The organism is Pelomonas sp. SE-A7 (assembly GCF_030345705.1).
Taxonomy (GTDB): Bacteria; Pseudomonadota; Gammaproteobacteria; order Burkholderiales; family Burkholderiaceae_C; genus JAUASW01.
Genome location: NZ_JAUASW010000001.1, coordinates 2528529 through 2545227, shown reverse-complemented (window position 1 = coordinate 2545227; position 16699 = coordinate 2528529). Strand labels below are relative to the sequence as shown.

Here is a 16699-nt window from a genome sequence, read left to right as displayed (position 1 = left end):
AATCCGCGCCATGAAGACGATCAAACTGCGCCCCGGCAAGGAGCGTTCGCTGCAGCGCCGCCACCCCTGGGTGTTCGAAGGCTCCATCCACAAGGGCGGCGGCGACAGCGGCGAAACCCTGCGCATCGAATCCAGCGAGGGCGAGTTCCTGGGCTGGGCGGCGTTCAGCCCGCAGTCGCTGATCAGGGCGCGGGTCTGGAGCTTCGACGAGAACGAGCGCATCGATGCGGCCTTCTTCCGGCGTCGCATCGCTGCGGCCGTGGCGGTGCGCCAGCGCCTGCCGATTGCGTCGAACGCGATGCGCCTGATCCATGGCGAGGCCGACGGGCTGCCGGGCCTGGTGGTGGACCGCTATGACGACATCCTCAGCGTGCAGTTTTCTTCGGCCGGCACCGAGCGCTGGAAGAAGCAGATCGCCGAAGCCCTGCTCGAAGTCACCGGCCTGAGCCGGCTCTACGAGCGCAGCGACGCCAACGTCCGCAGCCTCGAAGGCCTGCCGGAAGTGCGGGGCTGGCTGCATGGCGAAGGCGCGACCGAGCTGACGATCCGGGAGCATGAATGGCGGCTGAGCCTGGACGTGGCCGAGGGCCACAAGACCGGCTACTACCTGGACCAGCGCGACAACCGCAAGAAGTTCGCCGAGGTCGTGCGCCAGTACGGTTGCAAGAAGGTGCTGAACTGCTTCAGCTACACCGGCGGCTTCTCGGTCGCGGCCCTGGCCGGCGGCGCCGAGCAGGTGACCAGCGTGGACTCCTCGGGCCCGGCGCTGGCGCGGGCCACGGCCCATGTGGCACTGAACGGCTTTGATCCGGCCCGCCATCAGGCCCTGGATGCCGACGTGAACGCCACGCTGCGCGCCGCGCTGAAGAATGGCGAGCGCTACGACGCCATCGTGCTGGACCCGCCCAAGTTCGCGCCCACGGCCGCCCACGCGGAGCGGGCCGCACGCGCCTACAAGGACATCAACCGCCTGGCCCTGATGCTGCTGCAGCCGGGCGGCCTGCTGTTCACGTTCTCCTGCTCGGGCGGCATTCCGCCCGACCTGTTCCACAAGATCGTGGCCGGTGCCGGCGTCGATGCCCAGGCCGACGGCTTCATCCTCGACCGCGTCGGCGCCACGCCCGACCATCCGCAGACCATCTGCTTCCCCGAGGGCGAATACCTCAAGGGCCTGTTGATACTGAAGCGCTGAAGGCCGGCGCCTCTACAGCCCGGCCCCGTCGCTCGTCGGCTGGTCGCAAAGCCGTTGGCGTCTGGAGCGTGTGAGTCGAGCATGCCGGCTTTATTCAATGAGGAGGCCGATTCATGAACGAAGTACAAGAGCTGACGCCGGCTGCACTGTCCCGCCGCCGGGCCCTGGTGGGCATGGGCGTGGCGGCCGGCAGCATGCTGAGCAGCAGCCTGCGGGCCCAGCCCGCGCCGGCCTGGCCGCTGTGGCAGGTGCATGGCCAGGATGGGCGTCGCGCCTATCTCTTCGGCGAGACGCCGGCACGCGCGTCGCCCTGGCACGATGCCCGCATCGAAGCCTTGCTGCCGACCTGCTCGGTGCTCTGGAACGAGACCAACCAACAGTGGCGAGGGGACCGCCAGGGTGTGATCAAGCGCTACGGCATGGACCTGCAGACGCCACTGCCCCGGAAGCTCGACGCTGCCCGCCTGGCGCGGCTGGAGCAGGTGGCAGCGCTGGCCAAGATGCCGCTCGAGAGCCTGGCGCCGCTGCGGCCTTGGACGGCGGCGCTCACGCTGGAAGGCGCCTACTACGCGCAGCTGAAGCGCAACCCGGCCCACAGCGCCGAGAACATCCTCATCCCCATCGCCAGGCAGGCCGGTATTGCGCAGGCGAGCGAGTTCGCTGCGCAGGATGATGTCTGCGCCTTCATGGGCGAATTCACGCCCGAGCAGGACCTGCAGTTCCTGGACTACACGCTGGACAACCTGCTCGCCGGCCCCGAGGCGAACGAGCGCATCCATGCCAGTTGGGCCCGGGGCGATGCCGCGCCTGCTGAGCAGGTGGTGCTGCGCACGAAGACGCAATACCCGGCTATACATGAGCGCATGGTGCTGGACCGCAATCGAGGGTGGGTGTCTCGTTTTGCCCAGATGCTGGCGGCGGACAAGCCGGCGATGGTGGTCGTGGGCCTGTACCACATGGCCGGGCCCGATAGCGTCGTCGCCCAGCTGCGCGCCGCTGGATACCGGCTCAGCCGGATCTGAAGCCGCGCCGCGCTCAGGCCGGCCGGTGCAGGTTCAGCCTGGGCTCGAACTTGCTGCGCTGGACGGCGAAAAAGCTCTTCACGTTGCGGACGTTGGCCTGCTGGGTGAACAGGCTCTGCACCAGGGCGTGATAGGCCGGCATGTCCGGCACCTGGACCACCAGCACGAAGTCCGGCCCCGGCGAGACCCGCCAGCATTGCTGCACGGCCGGCTCGCCCAGCACGCGGGATTCGAACTCGGCGAGGTGCTCGGCGCCCTGGCGGTCCAAGGTGATCTCGACGATGGCCGAGAGCCCTGCCCCCAGCTTGTCGGGCGATAGCAGGGCGACGCGTCGCTCGATCACGCCGCTTTCCACCAGGCGCTTGACCCGCCTGAGACAGGTCGCTGGCGAGACATGGGCCTTTTCGGCCAGGGCCTGGTTGGACAAAGCGGCGTCCTGCTGCAACAACTCCAGCAGCCGCCAGTCCGTCGCGTCGAGCTCGATGGGCTTTTGAATGAATGAATCTGCCGTATTCATTTGATTGGTGAAATTATTGGCCGTGAATATTTCACGACGGATGTTAATTGCATTTGCGATTGAAATTTGAAAGCAAATGCCGCCGCTGTCTGCCTAGGATCGCGCCCATCGCATTCAACCCAGCTGCCGTCACGGCAGGGAGCAAACACCATGTGTGGCATCGTCGGCGCCGTCAGTCAGCGCAACATCGTTCCCATCCTGATCGAAGGCCTCAAGCGCCTGGAATACCGCGGCTATGACTCCTGCGGCGTGGCGGTTCACCAGGACGGCGAGCTGAAGCGCGCCCGCAGCACCTCGCGCGTGGCCGAGCTGCACAGCCAGACCGCCGAAGACGGCATTGCCTCCGGCACCGGCATCGCCCACACCCGCTGGGCCACGCACGGCGTGCCCGCGGTGCACAACGCCCACCCCCATTTCTCGCATGGCCCCAATGCCGCTGCCGCGACCGCCGGCCGCATCGCCCTGGTCCACAACGGCATCATCGAGAACCACGACGAGCTGCGCGCCGAGCTCAAGGGCCGCGGCTACGAGTTCCACAGCCAGACCGACACCGAGGTGATCGCCCACCTGGTCGACCACCTCTATCACGGCGACCTGCTGGAAGCCGTGCAGCAGGCCATCACCCGGCTCAAGGGTGCCTATGCCATCGCCGTGTTCAGCCGTGATGAGCCGCATCGCGTGATCGGCGCCCGCGAAGGTTCTCCGCTGGTGCTGGGCGTTTGCGAACAGGAGAACTTCCTTGCCTCCGACGCCATGGCCCTGGCCGGCGTGACCGACCAGATCGTCTACCTGGAAGAGGGCGACGTGGTGGACCTGCAATTGGGCCGCTACTGGATCAGCCACCTCGATGCCGCGAGCAACCGTTTCGAGACCGTGCAGCGCGAGGTCAAGACGGTCCATGCCCACAGCGGCGCGGCCGAGCTGGGCCCCTACCGCCACTACATGCAGAAGGAAATCTTCGAGCAGCCGGTGGCCATCGCCAACACGCTGGACGCGATCACCGGCATCAGCCCCGAGATCTTCGGCGACGGCGCCTTCAGCGCCTTCAAGGAGATCGACTCGGTGCTGATCCTGGCCTGCGGCACCAGCTACTACTCGGGCTCCACGGCCAAGTACTGGCTGGAGAGCATTGCCAAGATACCGACCAGCGTCGAGATCGCCAGTGAATACCGCTACCGCGACAGCGTGCCCAACGAGCGCACCCTGGTGGTGACCATCAGCCAGAGCGGCGAAACCGCCGACACGCTGGCCGCGCTCAAGCATGCCCGTTCGCTGGGCATGAAGCACACGCTGACCGTCTGCAACGTGGCCACCAGCGCCATGGTGCGCGAATGCCAGTACAGCTTCATCACGCGCGCCGGCGCCGAGATCGGCGTGGCCTCGACCAAGGCCTTCACGACCCAGTTGGTCGGCCTGTTCCTGCTGACCCTGGCCCTGGCCCAGGCCCGCGGCAAGCTCAGCGACGAGCAGGAAGCCGAGCACCTGAAGGCGCTGCGCCATCTGCCGGTGGCCGTGCAGGCCGTGCTGGCCCTGGAGCCGCAAGTCGTGGCCTGGAGCGAGGCCTTTGCCCGCAAGGAAAACGCGCTCTTTCTCGGCCGTGGCCTGCACTACCCGATCGCGCTGGAAGGCGCGCTCAAGCTCAAGGAAATCTCCTACATCCACGCGGAGGCCTATCCGGCCGGTGAACTCAAGCATGGCCCGCTGGCCCTGGTCACCTCGGAGATGCCGGTGGTGACCGTGGCTCCCAACGATGCGCTGCTGGAGAAGCTCAAGAGCAATATGCAGGAAGTGCGCGCCCGCGGCGGCGAGCTGTTCGTCTTCGCCGATTCCGACACCCGCATCGAAAGCGAGAGCGGCGTCCACGTGATCCGCATGCCTGAGCATTACGGCGCGCTCAGCCCCATCCTGCACGTGATCCCGCTGCAGCTGCTGGCCTACCACACGGCCTGCGCAAGGGGGACGGATGTGGACAAGCCCAGAAACCTGGCGAAAAGCGTCACTGTGGAGTGACGCTTTTCGGCGCCGACGGCGCTGACTCCAACAAATAAAGTCCGTCGGGCACAAATAAAGTCCGTCGGGAGTATTCCGCATCGTGGAATATTGGGCGGCTTGTTTTGCTGAGTCTCGGCGAGCCGAAGGGGCGGACCTTCTGCTCGCCACTTTGGCCGCGACCGCCCCACCCGCCATCGACCGTCTTGTCCTGCTCGAACCCTATTCACTTAGAACATTTGAGCCGCATCGACCTGCTCCGCCTCGTCGCGGCTTGCCTGAGGGCTTTGACCTGTCGAACTCAACAAGCTGTGTGGTCAGCGTCACCGTGGCGGCTCATCCGCCGTACAACCGGTATTTGAGCCACCCTCAGACCTGGGACTCGGACGTGCTCACTCCCGTGATCCATGGGAGTAAATCGAGTTGCCGACTAAGGGCACCAGTGCACTCGACCATGGCGAATCCAGAAGTGCGACTGGCAGCCGTCACGAAGCCACACCGATGGGGTTAAGGATGGGCGACCTTTCTGGTCCAGGTCCAGATCCCAGCGTGGAGCAGCCTCTTTGATCAACAGAAGTTCGATCTTCCGGCCGCACCCGCAAGGGCACCGCATCCCTGCACACCAATCTTCATCGCCGTCCCGCGCCAGCACGAGGGCCCTGAACGGCAGCCTCGGAGGCAGGCTGTCTCCACTGACCAACTGGAGACGGCGAGCCGGCGCCACGAAGTCGAAAAGCCTCAGCAACAGCCTCTTGGCCTTCATGCGATTGCCTCCGACTTCGGCGCGCGTAGGGCGGGTAGCCCCAGGAGCGGTTCCAAGTCGCCGCGTGCGAACTGCGGGATGGTCGTCGTTGGGAACGACTCAACCGGGAAGAATTCCTCTTCGTTCGCAGCGAGGCTGAACTGCGTTCTGGCGTACGCAGCGTTGGACTCGTGGCGAAACGGGTAGGCCCGCGCGATGAACTCCATCACGCATGCGGATGCCGCCCTCATGTTCAACGCAATGACTGCTGGCGCTTCTTCGGCGACGCCGCGTAGATAGCCGGCCTGCATCTCTTCCCTGTGTGCATCCGGTGCCGTGCGCCGCAGGTACTCCGCGCGCAGCGAGGCGGGGTCGTAGACCCTACGATCTTGAAGCGTCGGGCCGCCCGGGTGGACGTAGTCGATTCGCCCGCAGACGTCAGCGATGGCTGATCCTCCCGTCGTCCTTCTGGTGGGAATCGAGACCCCGACGTCGAACAGCGGGATCAAGAAGCTGGCGGCCAAAAGATCTGCGATCTGTCGAGCGTCAAGGGTGTCGACGCATGAGAACATCACGTCGGCTTGGCTGGCGCACAGCACTGCTTCGCGTGTCGAGATTGACGCGTTCACTGGTACGGCGACCCCCTCGCCCCTGTAGCTGGTCACAGCTTCAGCAAACGCGACGACCTTCGATCTCTGAGCCTTGGCGTCCGCCAGCGTCGAGTTGACAATTCGATTCAGGTTGCGCGGTTCGATCTTGTCGAAGTCTATGAGGATCACTTGGCCGAATCCAAGCCGCGCGAGTTGCTCCGCGACGAGCGAGCCCGTCCCAGACACACCGATGACGCAGGCACTGAGGCGACCGAGCTCTTGGGTCGCCTCGCTGGTGAATGCTGTTGGTCGAGGGCTGAACTTCCTGTCCGCCCAGTGCCAGGTGAGGTCATCACCGGCAACCATCACAGACTCGACCGAGATCGGTGACAAGTCCTGCCGGTAAAGACGCGCCAACACGGCGCCATCAGGGGTCATGATCGCTGTGCCGTGTAGACCGCCAAGCGCTTGAAAGAGGCTGGGCACCGCCAACAGATCGCTTCTGTCGTCGTGCCGAGAGAAGCCGAATAGACCACCGGGATGCGAGTGGGTCAGCACCAAGGAGAGGCCATCAGCTTCCGCCAAGTCGATGGCCTCTTCGATCGCGGCCCCCGGCCAAACCAGGTAGTCCGAGCGCCGCTCCTTGCAAGCGGAATGCGGCACCAACAAGATTTGCTTCACGAGCAGGCGCACTCGTGGACCAGGAGTCCGAGCGCACAGCAAGATGGCGGCTGCCTCGAGACCATCGCCTGGAAAGAGGTGATCTCGCAGTTTCCGGTGGTCTGCATTGGTGATTGTCAGGTTGGTGGACGGGTTCATTGCTGCACCTCTTTGGCCAGCGCCGACTCGACCAGGGCAAGATGCGTCACGACGTTGTCGGAGTCCGGTCGCCACTGACAGGCATCGGACCGATGGCGTGACCACCGCTGGTACGACTGGCCACAGATGGCCTCCTGTACCTGCGTGCACTCAATCGCTTGGCCACTGTTAAGCGCGAGGCCCGGGAAGACATAGAACATGTCGATTTGCGCGCCGGGGTAGGTCGGCGGCACTTCGAGGCCCAAGGTGACCTGCTGTTCGTTGTAGCCCGCGGGCACCGAATATCCAAAGATCAGCAGCCAGCGCCGCTGGTTGTCGAGCACCGTCTCCCACTGGGCAAAGTGCTCGTCGAGGAAGCGTTCGTCGACGTCCAGCAACGGGAAGTCACGGCGAAGAGCTTGCGCAGCTTCACCGTTGCTCACGTCTTTCGGAGTCAACCGGATCTTCTCAATGCCGGGCGCCCGCAAGTCAACGACCGAGGTGAGTTCCAGCGCCTGCTTCGGTTGCCCGGCCACCTTGAGGAAGATGTGCCAGCCTTGATTGGTGTCAAAGCCCGCTTGGCGCATCGCATCACTGACAACGATCGTCGGCGTCGGCACCTCGAGGCGGACGCCCTGAATGTTGAGGATCCAGACGCGGGCTCGGCTGTAGAAGGCTTCGACTCCTGCGTGGCCGAGGTCCACAAATTCGTGGTCTTCGACGACAGCGTCAGCCTTGTCCTGACGCTGCAGGTACAGAAGTTTGTCCGCCTGAACTCCGCCGAGGTGGCGCAGGATGCTCCCGGAGATCCGCTGCGCTGGCCAATCGATGCGCTTGCCATCGATCGTCAGCCGATACGAGCGGTCAGTGACCACCACAACGAACCGGCCGCCGGGTTGCGGAACGCTCACCACTTCGGTCGGGCGAATGTCTTCCAGTTCGCCGTTGGCCAACAGGTGGAGAACGGTGACCACCTGGGCATCGCTGTAGCCAGCTGCGCTGGCAATTTGCGCCCCGGTGGGGGTGTGGTCAGCCAAAGGAACAGGCTTGAACACGAGGTCGAGGCCAGCGACCTCGATGAAGTGCCCATCTTGGGCAGGAGGGAAGGTGTTTGCGTTGGGCATGGTTGCCCCTTTCGTAAAGCGAAATGAACGTTTTTCCGTGACTGATCAGCCACGAAAGACCACAGACATCGCTTGGGAGCCTTGACTAGGGGCTCCGACGCAAACACACTCTCAATCGCCAAACCGAGTCGGGCGTTCGCGTCAGATTCACCCCTAAGGGCAAGCTCTCAAGCTTGCCCTTTCCTATTTGTACGGCAGCATTTGTTGCGCCTCCTTTCTTACTGGCAGGCCAGTTGGCTGTTGAACAAGTCGGAGACCTTGCCAGCGGAGCTGATCAGGTTTGACAGCAAGCGCCAGTTCTCCGTCTCCTTGCGAACTCTCCCGGCAATGATGGCCGGATGAATCTGTAGTTGCCGCGCCAGGTCGACCGCGTCATCGGTGGAGTGGCTGATCCTGACTGGGGCATTGACCCAGGCGGCCTCCGGAATCAAGGCTTCTCCGGCCTCTCGATCGGCCTCCAGCTCTTGATCGCTGGTTCGTGTCTTGTCATCCAGGTTGTCCGCAATGCACGGATCCGACGCAGTCAAATGCCGCTGGACGTGGATGAGTTCGTGCAGCAGTGCGAACCAGAAGTTGTCGATGCGGTCGTGCCGAAGCGTCAGCGCAACGATCGGTGCTTCGCCGTCCAGCATGGCTGCCCCGTCAAGGTAGGTCTTGTCGAAGTGCCGCTCAAAGACCAACGCGATGCCATGGTTGGAGAGGTACTCCTGAGCCAGCAGAGGGCCGGACTCGAAGGTCGACAGCCGAGTCAGGTTGCGGATCCACTCTGACGTGATGACGCCGTGCTGATAAGCACCTTTGAGAGCCATGGCGCGTGCCTTTCGCAGCACGCAGGCTTGCCAGACCTTGAACGCGTACTCGTCCATGGTGCGTGCCCCGGTTTGATGAAGCGTCGCACGCATCATGACCGGCTGTCCGCCCAGACCTGACGCGCACCGAAAGAAGCCCGTCACCAGTTCTTCTGCGTATTCTTTCAGGGACTGCAGCGGCCGCTTGTTCGGCCCGAACAGGCCGCGTTCCTGCATCTCGGCCAACGGGAACTTCGTGTAGTCCACCGTCGAATCAACCGACAGCTCTTGCCCTTCGCCGATCAGCACGTCAGCCGGGATACCCAGGCCTGCGTGCAGCCGGCGGATCATCGCCAGGCTCAACGGGCGCTTGCGGCTGAGTACCTCGGAGACCTTGGACATCGAGCCGATGTAGGGCACGAGGTCCTTGTGTGCCAGCCGCTGCTGATCCATCCGGAACAGGATGGCGTCGATCGGGTCCGGCGGCGTAGGGGGGAACTTGGTCTGTTCGTACGACTGGATGAGCAGGGCCAACAGCTCCAACTCAGCCTCTTCGGCGGACCCCGCTGCGGGGTCCATGTCCATCAGCTCAGACAGCCGAGCAACGGCAACGGCGTGATCGCCGTCCGTCTTCAGTACTCGAATCTGCGTGCTCATGTTCTTCTCCTGGTGTCGAGGGTTTTGGGGGCTCACTGGCCGAAGTTCTTCTTGTCGTACTCGGCGTGTGTGCCGCCCCACTCGATCATGACGATGCCGTTCTGAAAACGGACTTTGACAACCAGCCGGTAGCTGTTGCCCTTGATGTTGAAGATGACCCGGTTGCCACCCAAAAAACTTGCCGAGGCGTAGCGGTCCTTGATGTCCTGCGGGGAAGTCCAAGTCGCGCCCTCCACTTCCTTGCGCCAGGCATCCAGCACTCCCCGAGCATCTGCATGGGCCGCCTTCAGCTCCTCCAAGATGGGTATGTTGACTAGTTGCATAGGCCTCGCTTTGGCCCCCCGGCATGGTTGAATTGTGACTTCCCAATTGGGGAAGCGTCAAGAGTTCCCTTTTCCACGTTGATCGCCTCCTTGTGTTGTTGTAAGAATCGCTTTTGTGCGTCATCACGAATGCTGCGTACGAAATCGATGTTGGCATCCTAGCACTATCACGCTAAGATCTGCAACATGAACGATGCCGCACTAAAAATGAAGCTGGGCGATCTGGCGCACATCCGTGCCGGACACCCCTTTCGGGGCGCGGTTGAGGCGGTTCCTGAGGGCGCGGTCGCCGTTGTCCAGATGAAGGACATCCTGCCTGGCGGGGGTGTCGACTGGTCGTCGGCGGTCCGTACGGAACTGGTGGGGCGGAAGGAGCCGGACTGGGTGAGCGATGGCGACCTCCTTTTCGTGTCGAGGGGCAGTCGGTACTTCGCTGTGTGCGTTGATTCGCCCCCGGCGCCTGCGGTCTGCGGGCCTCACCTGTTCCACCTGACGGTCAAGGCTCGCGAGCTGTTGATGCCGGAATTCCTTGCCTGGGTCGTTGGGCAGGGCCCGGTGCAACGTCAGCTCCAGCAGGCAGCCTCTGGATCGCTGCAACTCAGCGTGACCCGGCAAGCGCTTGAGGCCCTCGAGATCCCGCTGCCACCGCTTGCGACTCAACGGGTCGTCACAGATTTGGCTGCCGCGGCCGCTCGTGAGCGCGCTGTTCTGACGGCCCTGATTCAAAACCGCGAACTGCAGCTTGAAGCGCTCGCCTCCGCCCTGGCCAGCGGACAACCCATGAAGCTCACCTGAGAGAACCGATGACTGAAATCACGAACGTCAGCCAAGACGACATCAACGCCGCCGTCTGGAACGCCTGCGACACCTTCCGCGGCACCGTCGACCCCAGCATCTACAAAGACTTTGTGTTGACGATGCTGTTCTTGAAGTACGTCTCGGACGTCTGGCAAGACCACTACGACAGCTACAAGCAGCAGTACGGTGATCACCCAGAGCTGATCGCCGAGATGCTCAAGAGCGAACGCTTCGTCCTGCCTCCGGACGCGAGCTTCTACGCCCTGTACAACCAGCGGCACAGCCCTGGCAACGGCGAGCGCATCGACAAGGCCTTGCACGCGATCGAAGAGGCCAATATCGCCAAGCTGCGCGATGTGTTCCAGGACATCAGCTTCAACTCCAACAAGCTGGGCGACGAGCAGCAGAAGAACGACATCCTCCGCCACCTGCTGGAGGACTTTGCCAAGCCCGAACTGGACCTGCGCCCCAGCCGCGTCGGTCAGCTCGACGTGATCGGCAATGCCTATGAGTTCCTCATCAAGAACTTCGCCTCCACCAGCGGCAAGAAGGCCGGTGAGTTCTACACGCCACCCGAGGTCTCGACGCTCATGGCGCGACTGATGGCACCGCAAGAGGGCGACGAGATCTGCGACCCGACCTGTGGCTCCGGCTCACTGCTGATGAAGTGCGGCCGACTGGTCCGCGAAAGCACTGGCTCGCGCAAGTACGCGCTTTACGGCCAAGAGGCGATCGGCAGCACCTGGGCCCTTGCCAAGATGAACATGTTCCTGCATGGCGAGGACAACCACCGCATCGAGTGGGGCGACACCATCCGCAACCCGAAGCTGTTGGATGGCGCGGCGAGCCTGAAGCACTTCGACATCGTCGTTGCCAACCCGCCCTTCAGCCTGGAGAAGTGGGGCTTCGAAGGCGCCGACGCCGACAAGTTCAGCCGCTTCCGCCGCGGCGTGCCACCACGCACGAAGGGCGACTACGCATTCATCCTGCACATGATCGAGACCATGAAGCCCGGCACCGGCCGCATGGCTGTCGTCGTGCCGCACGGCGTGCTGTTCCGTGGCGCAGCCGAGGGTCGCATCCGCCAGAAGCTGATCGAAGAGAACCTGCTGGATGTGGTGATCGGCTTGCCGGAGAAGCTCTTCTACGGGACAAGCATTCCTGCTGCCGTGCTGGTGTTCCGCAAGAACAAGTCCGACGAGAAGGTGCTGTTCATCGATGCCAGCCGTGACTTCGAAGCCGGCAAGAATCAGAACGTGCTGCGCGAAGTTGACCTTCAGCGCGTTGTGGATACGGTGCACTCGCGACATGGCGTCACCAAATACGCCTACCTCGCCACCAGGGCAGAGATCGCGGAGAACGACTTCAACCTCAACATCCCGCGCTATGTGGACACCTTTGAGGACGAGAACGAGATCGACCTCATGGCCGTGCGTAGGGAGCGCGAGCAGCTTAAAGCCGAGCTCGCCAGCCTAGATGCAAGGATGGCTGAGTACCTGAAGGAGTTGGGCTATGAGTGAAGGTTACGAACGCTGCGTCTCTACCAAGTGGCCTTCTTGGCAGGCGAATCCCAGCGAGCCTGTTGGATCTATCAAAGTTCTTTGTGAAATGACATGGGGGCGAGATGCTTCCTGACGGCTGGACTCTCGAACGTCTTGATGCGATAGCAACCGTTGAGCGAGGCAAGTTCTCTGCGCGACCTCGCAACGACCCCAAGTACTTTGGCGGTGACACGCCCTTCGTTCAAACAGGAGATGTTGCGGGCGCGCAGCTTTACCTCGGAACGCACAGCCAAACTTTGAATGCGTTGGGGCTCACCGTAAGCAAGGTCTTCGAAACCGGAACCATCCTGCTAACGATTGCTGCAAACATCGGTGCTACTGCGATAACGCGGGTGCCAACTGCGTGCCCTGACAGTGTGGTTGGAATTCGTCCCCTGTCACCGGCAACAGACCTGCTCTGGCTCAAGTACGCACTTGACGAGATGAGAGGTGATCTCGATTCCCAGGCAGGTCAGAACGCTCAGAAGAACATCAACCTTGATGTGTTGAAGCCACTTCGGATCGCAACCCCCCCTGCCAGGGAGCAGAAGCAGATTGGCGAGATTCTGTCCGCTTGGGATCAAGCCATCGCTACGGCCCAGCACCTGCTGGTCAATAGCAGGCGATGCTCGCGAGTCTTGATGTCATCGTTGCTGGCTGGGCACCGACGCTTCCCTGGCCTGTCCGACAAATGGCGCCACGCCGAGCTCGAGGCCATCTTCGAGCGAGTCACCAGGAAGAATACCGAGCAGAACACGAATGTGCTGACGATCTCCGCGGAGCACGGCCTCATCAGTCAACGCGACTACTTCAACAAGTCGGTTGCCAGTGCCAACCTCAGCGGGTACACGCTGCTGCATCGGCATGATTTCGCCTATAACAAAAGCTACTCCGCCGGGTACCCGATGGGAGCGATCAAGCCGCTCCTGGCGTATGAAGCTGGCGTCGTGTCGAGCCTGTACCTTTGCTTCCGCTTGCGCGAGGACGTAGACGCAGACTTCGACTTCTTCCGCCACTACTTTGAAGCAGGACTCCTGAACCAGGAGATTGAAGGCATCGCGCAGGAAGGCGCACGCAACCACGGTCTCCTGAACGTAGGCGTGACGGACTTCTTCAAGCTGCAGCTGCATATTCCCAGTGCGCCAGAGCAACGTCGCATTGCCGAGGTCATCAATGTCGCACGCGCAGAGGAAGCCTTGCTTGAAGCCCAAGTCCGAGCCTTGCGACAGGAAAAGACGGTCCTGATGTCGCAACTTCTGACCGGTAAGCGCCGCGTCAAGTTTTCCGAAGTTGAGTTGGAGGCCCAGGCATGAGCGCCACCCCCAATTCCCGCGAGCAGTACAGCGCTCACCTGCCAGCGCTGCACCTGCTGTGCAATCTGGGCTGGAACTTCCAGACGACGACACAGGCGCTGAGCCTGCGCGGCAGCACGCGCGAAGTGTTGCTCAAGGGGCGGCTGGTCGAGGTGCTGCAGACCCGCCGCTACGAATACAAGGGCGAGTGGTATCCGCTGTCGCCCAGTGGCATCGAACAGATCGTGCGGGAGTTGTCGGCGCTCAGCTTGGCCGAAGGGCTCATGCCGGCCAATGAGCGCCTGTACGGCAAGCTGGCCTTGGGCATCACGGTCACGGAGTTCATGCCGGATGGCAAGAAGCATCAGCCCACCATTCCGGTGATCGACTGGAGCGATCCTTCTTCGAACCGCTGGGACGTGACCGAGGAGCTGGAGGTGTTGTCTGCGCAAGGCACGCACCACCGAACGCCAGACGTTGTGGCCTACGTGAACGGCATCCCGCTGGTGGTGATCGAGGCCAAGCGCCCGGAGTCGGGCGGTGGCAGTCATCCTTCGAAGGCCATGGTGCAGGAAGGCATCAGCCAGCATCTGCGCAACCAACGCCCAGACGAGATCCCCAACCTCTTCGCGTACGCCCAACTGCTGCTGTCCATCAGCCAGACGGAGGGGCGCTACGGCACCACGCACACTGCTGCCAAGTTCTGGGCCAAATGGCGAGAAGAAGAGTTCGACGACGCGCACCTGCAGGCCGTCAAGAACGCGCCATTGCGTCCGGACGTCCGTGCCGCGTTGTTTGAAGGCAAGCCTGCATCGCTCGCCACCTACTTCGACACGCTCTGGAGCGCGCCGATGCAGGCCACTGAGCAAGATCGCTTGCTGGTGAGTTTGCTGACGCCGTCCCGCCTGTTGGAGTTCCTGCGCGGCTACGTGCTCTTCGACCGCAAGGTCGGCAAGATCGTCGCTCGCTATCAGCAGTTCTTCGGTATCCGCGCACTGCTGTCGCGCATCAGCCAGAAGAAGCCTGAATCGCAGGGCGGTGGTCGCGAGGGTGGTGTTGTCTGGCACACCACGGGCTCCGGCAAGAGCTTCACCATGGTGTTCTTGACCAAGGCCCTGCTGCTGGTCGAAAGCCTCAAGGAATGCCGCATCGTGGTGGTCACCGATCGCGTGGATCTTGAAACCCAGCTCTCGCGCAATTTCATGACGGGCGGGGCCTTCGGGTCGAGCATCGCCACGCAAAAGGATGGCGAGCGCAGCCGCACCCTGTCCGGTCGTGACCTGGCCCAGCGCATCGGGAAGGGGACCGAGCGGATCACCTTCACGCTCGTCCACAAGTTCAACACGGCGTCCAAGTTGCCCGAGTGCCGCAATGACTCTGCGGACATGATCGTGCTGGTCGACGAAGGACACCGGAGCCATGGCGGCGAAACCCATGAGCGGATGAAGAAGGCACTGCCCAAGGCGGCTTACATCGCCTTCACCGGCACACCGCTGCTTAAAGACGAGAAGACCTCCAACAAGTTCGGCCCCATCGTGCACGCCTACACCATGCAACGCGCGGTGGAGGACGAAACCGTGGCACCACTTCTCTACGAAGAGCGCGTGCCGGAACTGGACATCAACGAAGAGGCCGTCAACCGCTGGTTCGACAAGATCACCAGCAACCTCAGCGACGCCCAGCGCAGTGACCTGAAGCGCAAGTTCGCAAAAAAGGGCGCGATCTATGGTGCCGCCAACCGCATCGAGCTGATCGCCTGGGACATCGCGACTCACTTCAACGAGAACATCAAGAAGCTGGGCCTGGGTCTGAAGGGCCAAGTCGCAACCGACAGCAAGCTGGATGCGATCCGCTACAAGAAGGCGTTGGACGAGACTGGCCTGGTGACGAGCGCGATCGTGATCTCGGCACCCGACACCCGTGAAGGCAACTCGGAAGTCGATGAGGACACCCTGCCCGAGGTCCAGAAGTGGTGGAAGCAGGCCATGGCGACTTGTGGCAATGACGCTGAAGCTTACGAGAAGCAGGTGATCGGCGACTTTGGCACTGACGGGGCGCCGGATCTGCTCATCGTCGTGGACAAGCTGCTCACGGGCTTCGATGAACCCCGCAACACGGTGCTGTACATCGACAAGCCGCTGAAGGGCCACAACCTAATCCAGGCGGTAGCGCGGGTGAACCGCTTGCACGACGCCAAGCGCTACGGCGTGCTGGTGGACTACCGCGGCATCCTGAAGGAGTTGGACACTGCCATTCGCGCCTATCAAGACTTGGAGTCGCGGACGCAAAGCGGGTTCGATGTTCAGGACCTCGAAGGGCTGTACCACCAGTTCAGCACCGAGTACAAGCGCCTGCCGGCGCTTCATGAGCAGCTGTGGGCCTTCTTCAAGTCGGTCACCAACAAGCTAGACCGCGAGCAGTACCGACAGTTGCTCGCCCCTCGCTTCGTGAAGGACGCCGATGGCACCGAGTACGACGAGCGTCAAAAGCTTCGCGACGACTTCTATGACGCGCTCACAGCCTTTGGCCTGTGCCTTCAGACGGCACTGTCTTCGCGGAGCTTCTTCGAGGACAAGAGCTTCTCGGAGGAACTGATCACTCGATACAAAAGTGATCTGCGCTTCTTCACCGAATTGCGCCAAACGGCTCGCCGAGATGCCATGGAGACGGTGGATTACAGCGTCTACGAAGATCAGATCCGCAAGCTGGTCGACAAGCAGGTCATCGGCACGGAGGTGCGAGAGCCTGAAGGTGTGTATCTGGTCCACCAGTTGGGCCAGGAGAAGCCGGAGGATTGGTCGGAAGAGAAAACCCGCAACGAGACGGACATGATCCGGACGCGGCTGCGGAAGACCATCGAGCAAGAACTGGCTGAGGATCCGTACGCGCAGAAGGTGTTTGGTGAGTTGCTACGCCAGGCGATCGCCGAGGCCGAGGCGATGTTCGATCACCCGTTGAAGCAGTACGCCTTGTTCAAGTCGTTCGAGGAACAAGTGGCGTCGCGGGCGACGCCTGGCACACCCGACGAACTGGCAACCAACCCACACGCCAAGGCCTACTTTGGTGCCATCCGCTTGGTGCTGGGTGAAGACAGCTTCGCCGCTCTGGAGTCCCAGACCCTCGAGCGCTTGGTCCAGCAGTCTCTGGCCATCGACACCGTGGTCAAGGACTCAGTCGCCGAAAACTCGCTCAACCCCCAGAACATCGAAGCGGCGATCCGCAAGGGGCTGCTGCCACTTCTCTTCGGCAGCTTGGGGCTGGACAACGCAAAGCAAGTGGTGGAACAAGTCATCCAGATCACTCGCATCGGCCTCAGCAAGGCGTGA

At 62.5% G+C, this 16699-nt stretch carries 13 protein-coding genes; 7 read left to right on the top strand and 6 right to left on the bottom strand.

The window, feature by feature from the left end; genetic code table 11:
- The first annotated feature begins 10 nt into the window (after window positions 1-10).
- On the top strand, window positions 11-1192 hold the full coding sequence (locus QT382_RS11455) for a class I SAM-dependent rRNA methyltransferase (RefSeq protein ID WP_289254164.1): 1182 nt from the start codon (window positions 11-13) through the stop codon (window positions 1190-1192).
- Between the two features lie 113 nt (window positions 1193-1305).
- On the top strand, window positions 1306-2214 hold the full coding sequence (locus QT382_RS11450) for a TraB/GumN family protein (protein WP_289254163.1): 909 nt from the start codon (window positions 1306-1308) through the stop codon (window positions 2212-2214).
- Between the two features lie 13 nt (window positions 2215-2227).
- Here QT382_RS11450 and QT382_RS11445 read toward each other — a convergent pair whose 3' ends face one another.
- Complete coding sequence (locus QT382_RS11445) at window positions 2228-2731, bottom strand: Lrp/AsnC family transcriptional regulator (protein ID WP_289254162.1); 504 nt, start codon at window positions 2729-2731, stop codon at window positions 2228-2230.
- Window positions 2732-2881: 150 nt separating this feature from the next.
- Between QT382_RS11445 and glmS the strand changes: the two genes are divergently transcribed.
- Window positions 2882-4741, top strand: coding sequence for a glutamine--fructose-6-phosphate transaminase (isomerizing) (gene glmS, locus QT382_RS11440; RefSeq protein WP_289254161.1), 1860 nt, complete (start codon window positions 2882-2884; stop codon window positions 4739-4741).
- Window positions 4742-5150: 409 nt separating this feature from the next.
- Here the strand turns inward: glmS and QT382_RS21120 are convergent, their stop codons facing one another.
- From QT382_RS21120 to QT382_RS11415, 5 genes are all read right to left on the bottom strand, one after another.
- The gene (locus QT382_RS21120) at window positions 5151-5483 is read right to left on the bottom strand and encodes a ubiquitination-like system serine protease family protein (protein WP_289254160.1); all 333 of its coding nucleotides are present in this window, start codon (window positions 5481-5483) and stop codon (window positions 5151-5153) included.
- Complete coding sequence (locus QT382_RS11430) at window positions 5480-6871, bottom strand: ThiF family adenylyltransferase (RefSeq protein ID WP_289254159.1); 1392 nt, start codon at window positions 6869-6871, stop codon at window positions 5480-5482. Before QT382_RS11430 ends, QT382_RS21120 begins: the two co-directional genes overlap by 4 nt.
- The gene (locus tag QT382_RS11425; protein WP_289254158.1) at window positions 6868-7974 is read right to left on the bottom strand and encodes a multiubiquitin domain-containing protein; all 1107 of its coding nucleotides are present in this window, start codon (window positions 7972-7974) and stop codon (window positions 6868-6870) included. Before QT382_RS11425 ends, QT382_RS11430 begins: the two co-directional genes overlap by 4 nt.
- Window positions 7975-8192: 218 nt before the next feature.
- The gene (locus tag QT382_RS11420) at window positions 8193-9419 is read right to left on the bottom strand and encodes a transcriptional regulator (protein ID WP_289254157.1); all 1227 of its coding nucleotides are present in this window, start codon (window positions 9417-9419) and stop codon (window positions 8193-8195) included.
- Window positions 9420-9451: 32 nt separating this feature from the next.
- The gene (locus QT382_RS11415; RefSeq protein ID WP_502929867.1) at window positions 9452-9718 is read right to left on the bottom strand and encodes a type II toxin-antitoxin system HigB family toxin; all 267 of its coding nucleotides are present in this window, start codon (window positions 9716-9718) and stop codon (window positions 9452-9454) included.
- A gap of 210 nt (window positions 9719-9928) precedes the next feature.
- On the opposite strand from QT382_RS11415, the gene QT382_RS11410 reads away from it, so the two are divergent.
- The 4 genes from QT382_RS11410 (at window position 9929) to QT382_RS11395 (ending at window position 16699) form a co-directional block, all read left to right on the top strand.
- The gene (locus QT382_RS11410) at window positions 9929-10537 is read left to right on the top strand and encodes a restriction endonuclease subunit S (RefSeq protein ID WP_289254155.1); all 609 of its coding nucleotides are present in this window, start codon (window positions 9929-9931) and stop codon (window positions 10535-10537) included.
- An 8-nt stretch (window positions 10538-10545) separates the two neighbouring features.
- On the top strand, window positions 10546-12060 hold the full coding sequence (locus QT382_RS11405) for a type I restriction-modification system subunit M (protein WP_289254154.1): 1515 nt from the start codon (window positions 10546-10548) through the stop codon (window positions 12058-12060).
- A 104-nt stretch (window positions 12061-12164) separates the two neighbouring features.
- Window positions 12165-13394 carry a restriction endonuclease subunit S gene (locus tag QT382_RS11400; protein WP_289254153.1) on the top strand — a complete coding sequence of 410 codons (1230 nt, stop codon included), beginning with the start codon at window positions 12165-12167 and terminating at the stop codon, window positions 13392-13394.
- On the top strand, window positions 13391-16699 hold the full coding sequence (locus tag QT382_RS11395; protein WP_289254152.1) for a type I restriction endonuclease subunit R: 3309 nt from the start codon (window positions 13391-13393) through the stop codon (window positions 16697-16699). The genes QT382_RS11400 and QT382_RS11395 overlap by 4 nt, the downstream gene beginning before the upstream one ends.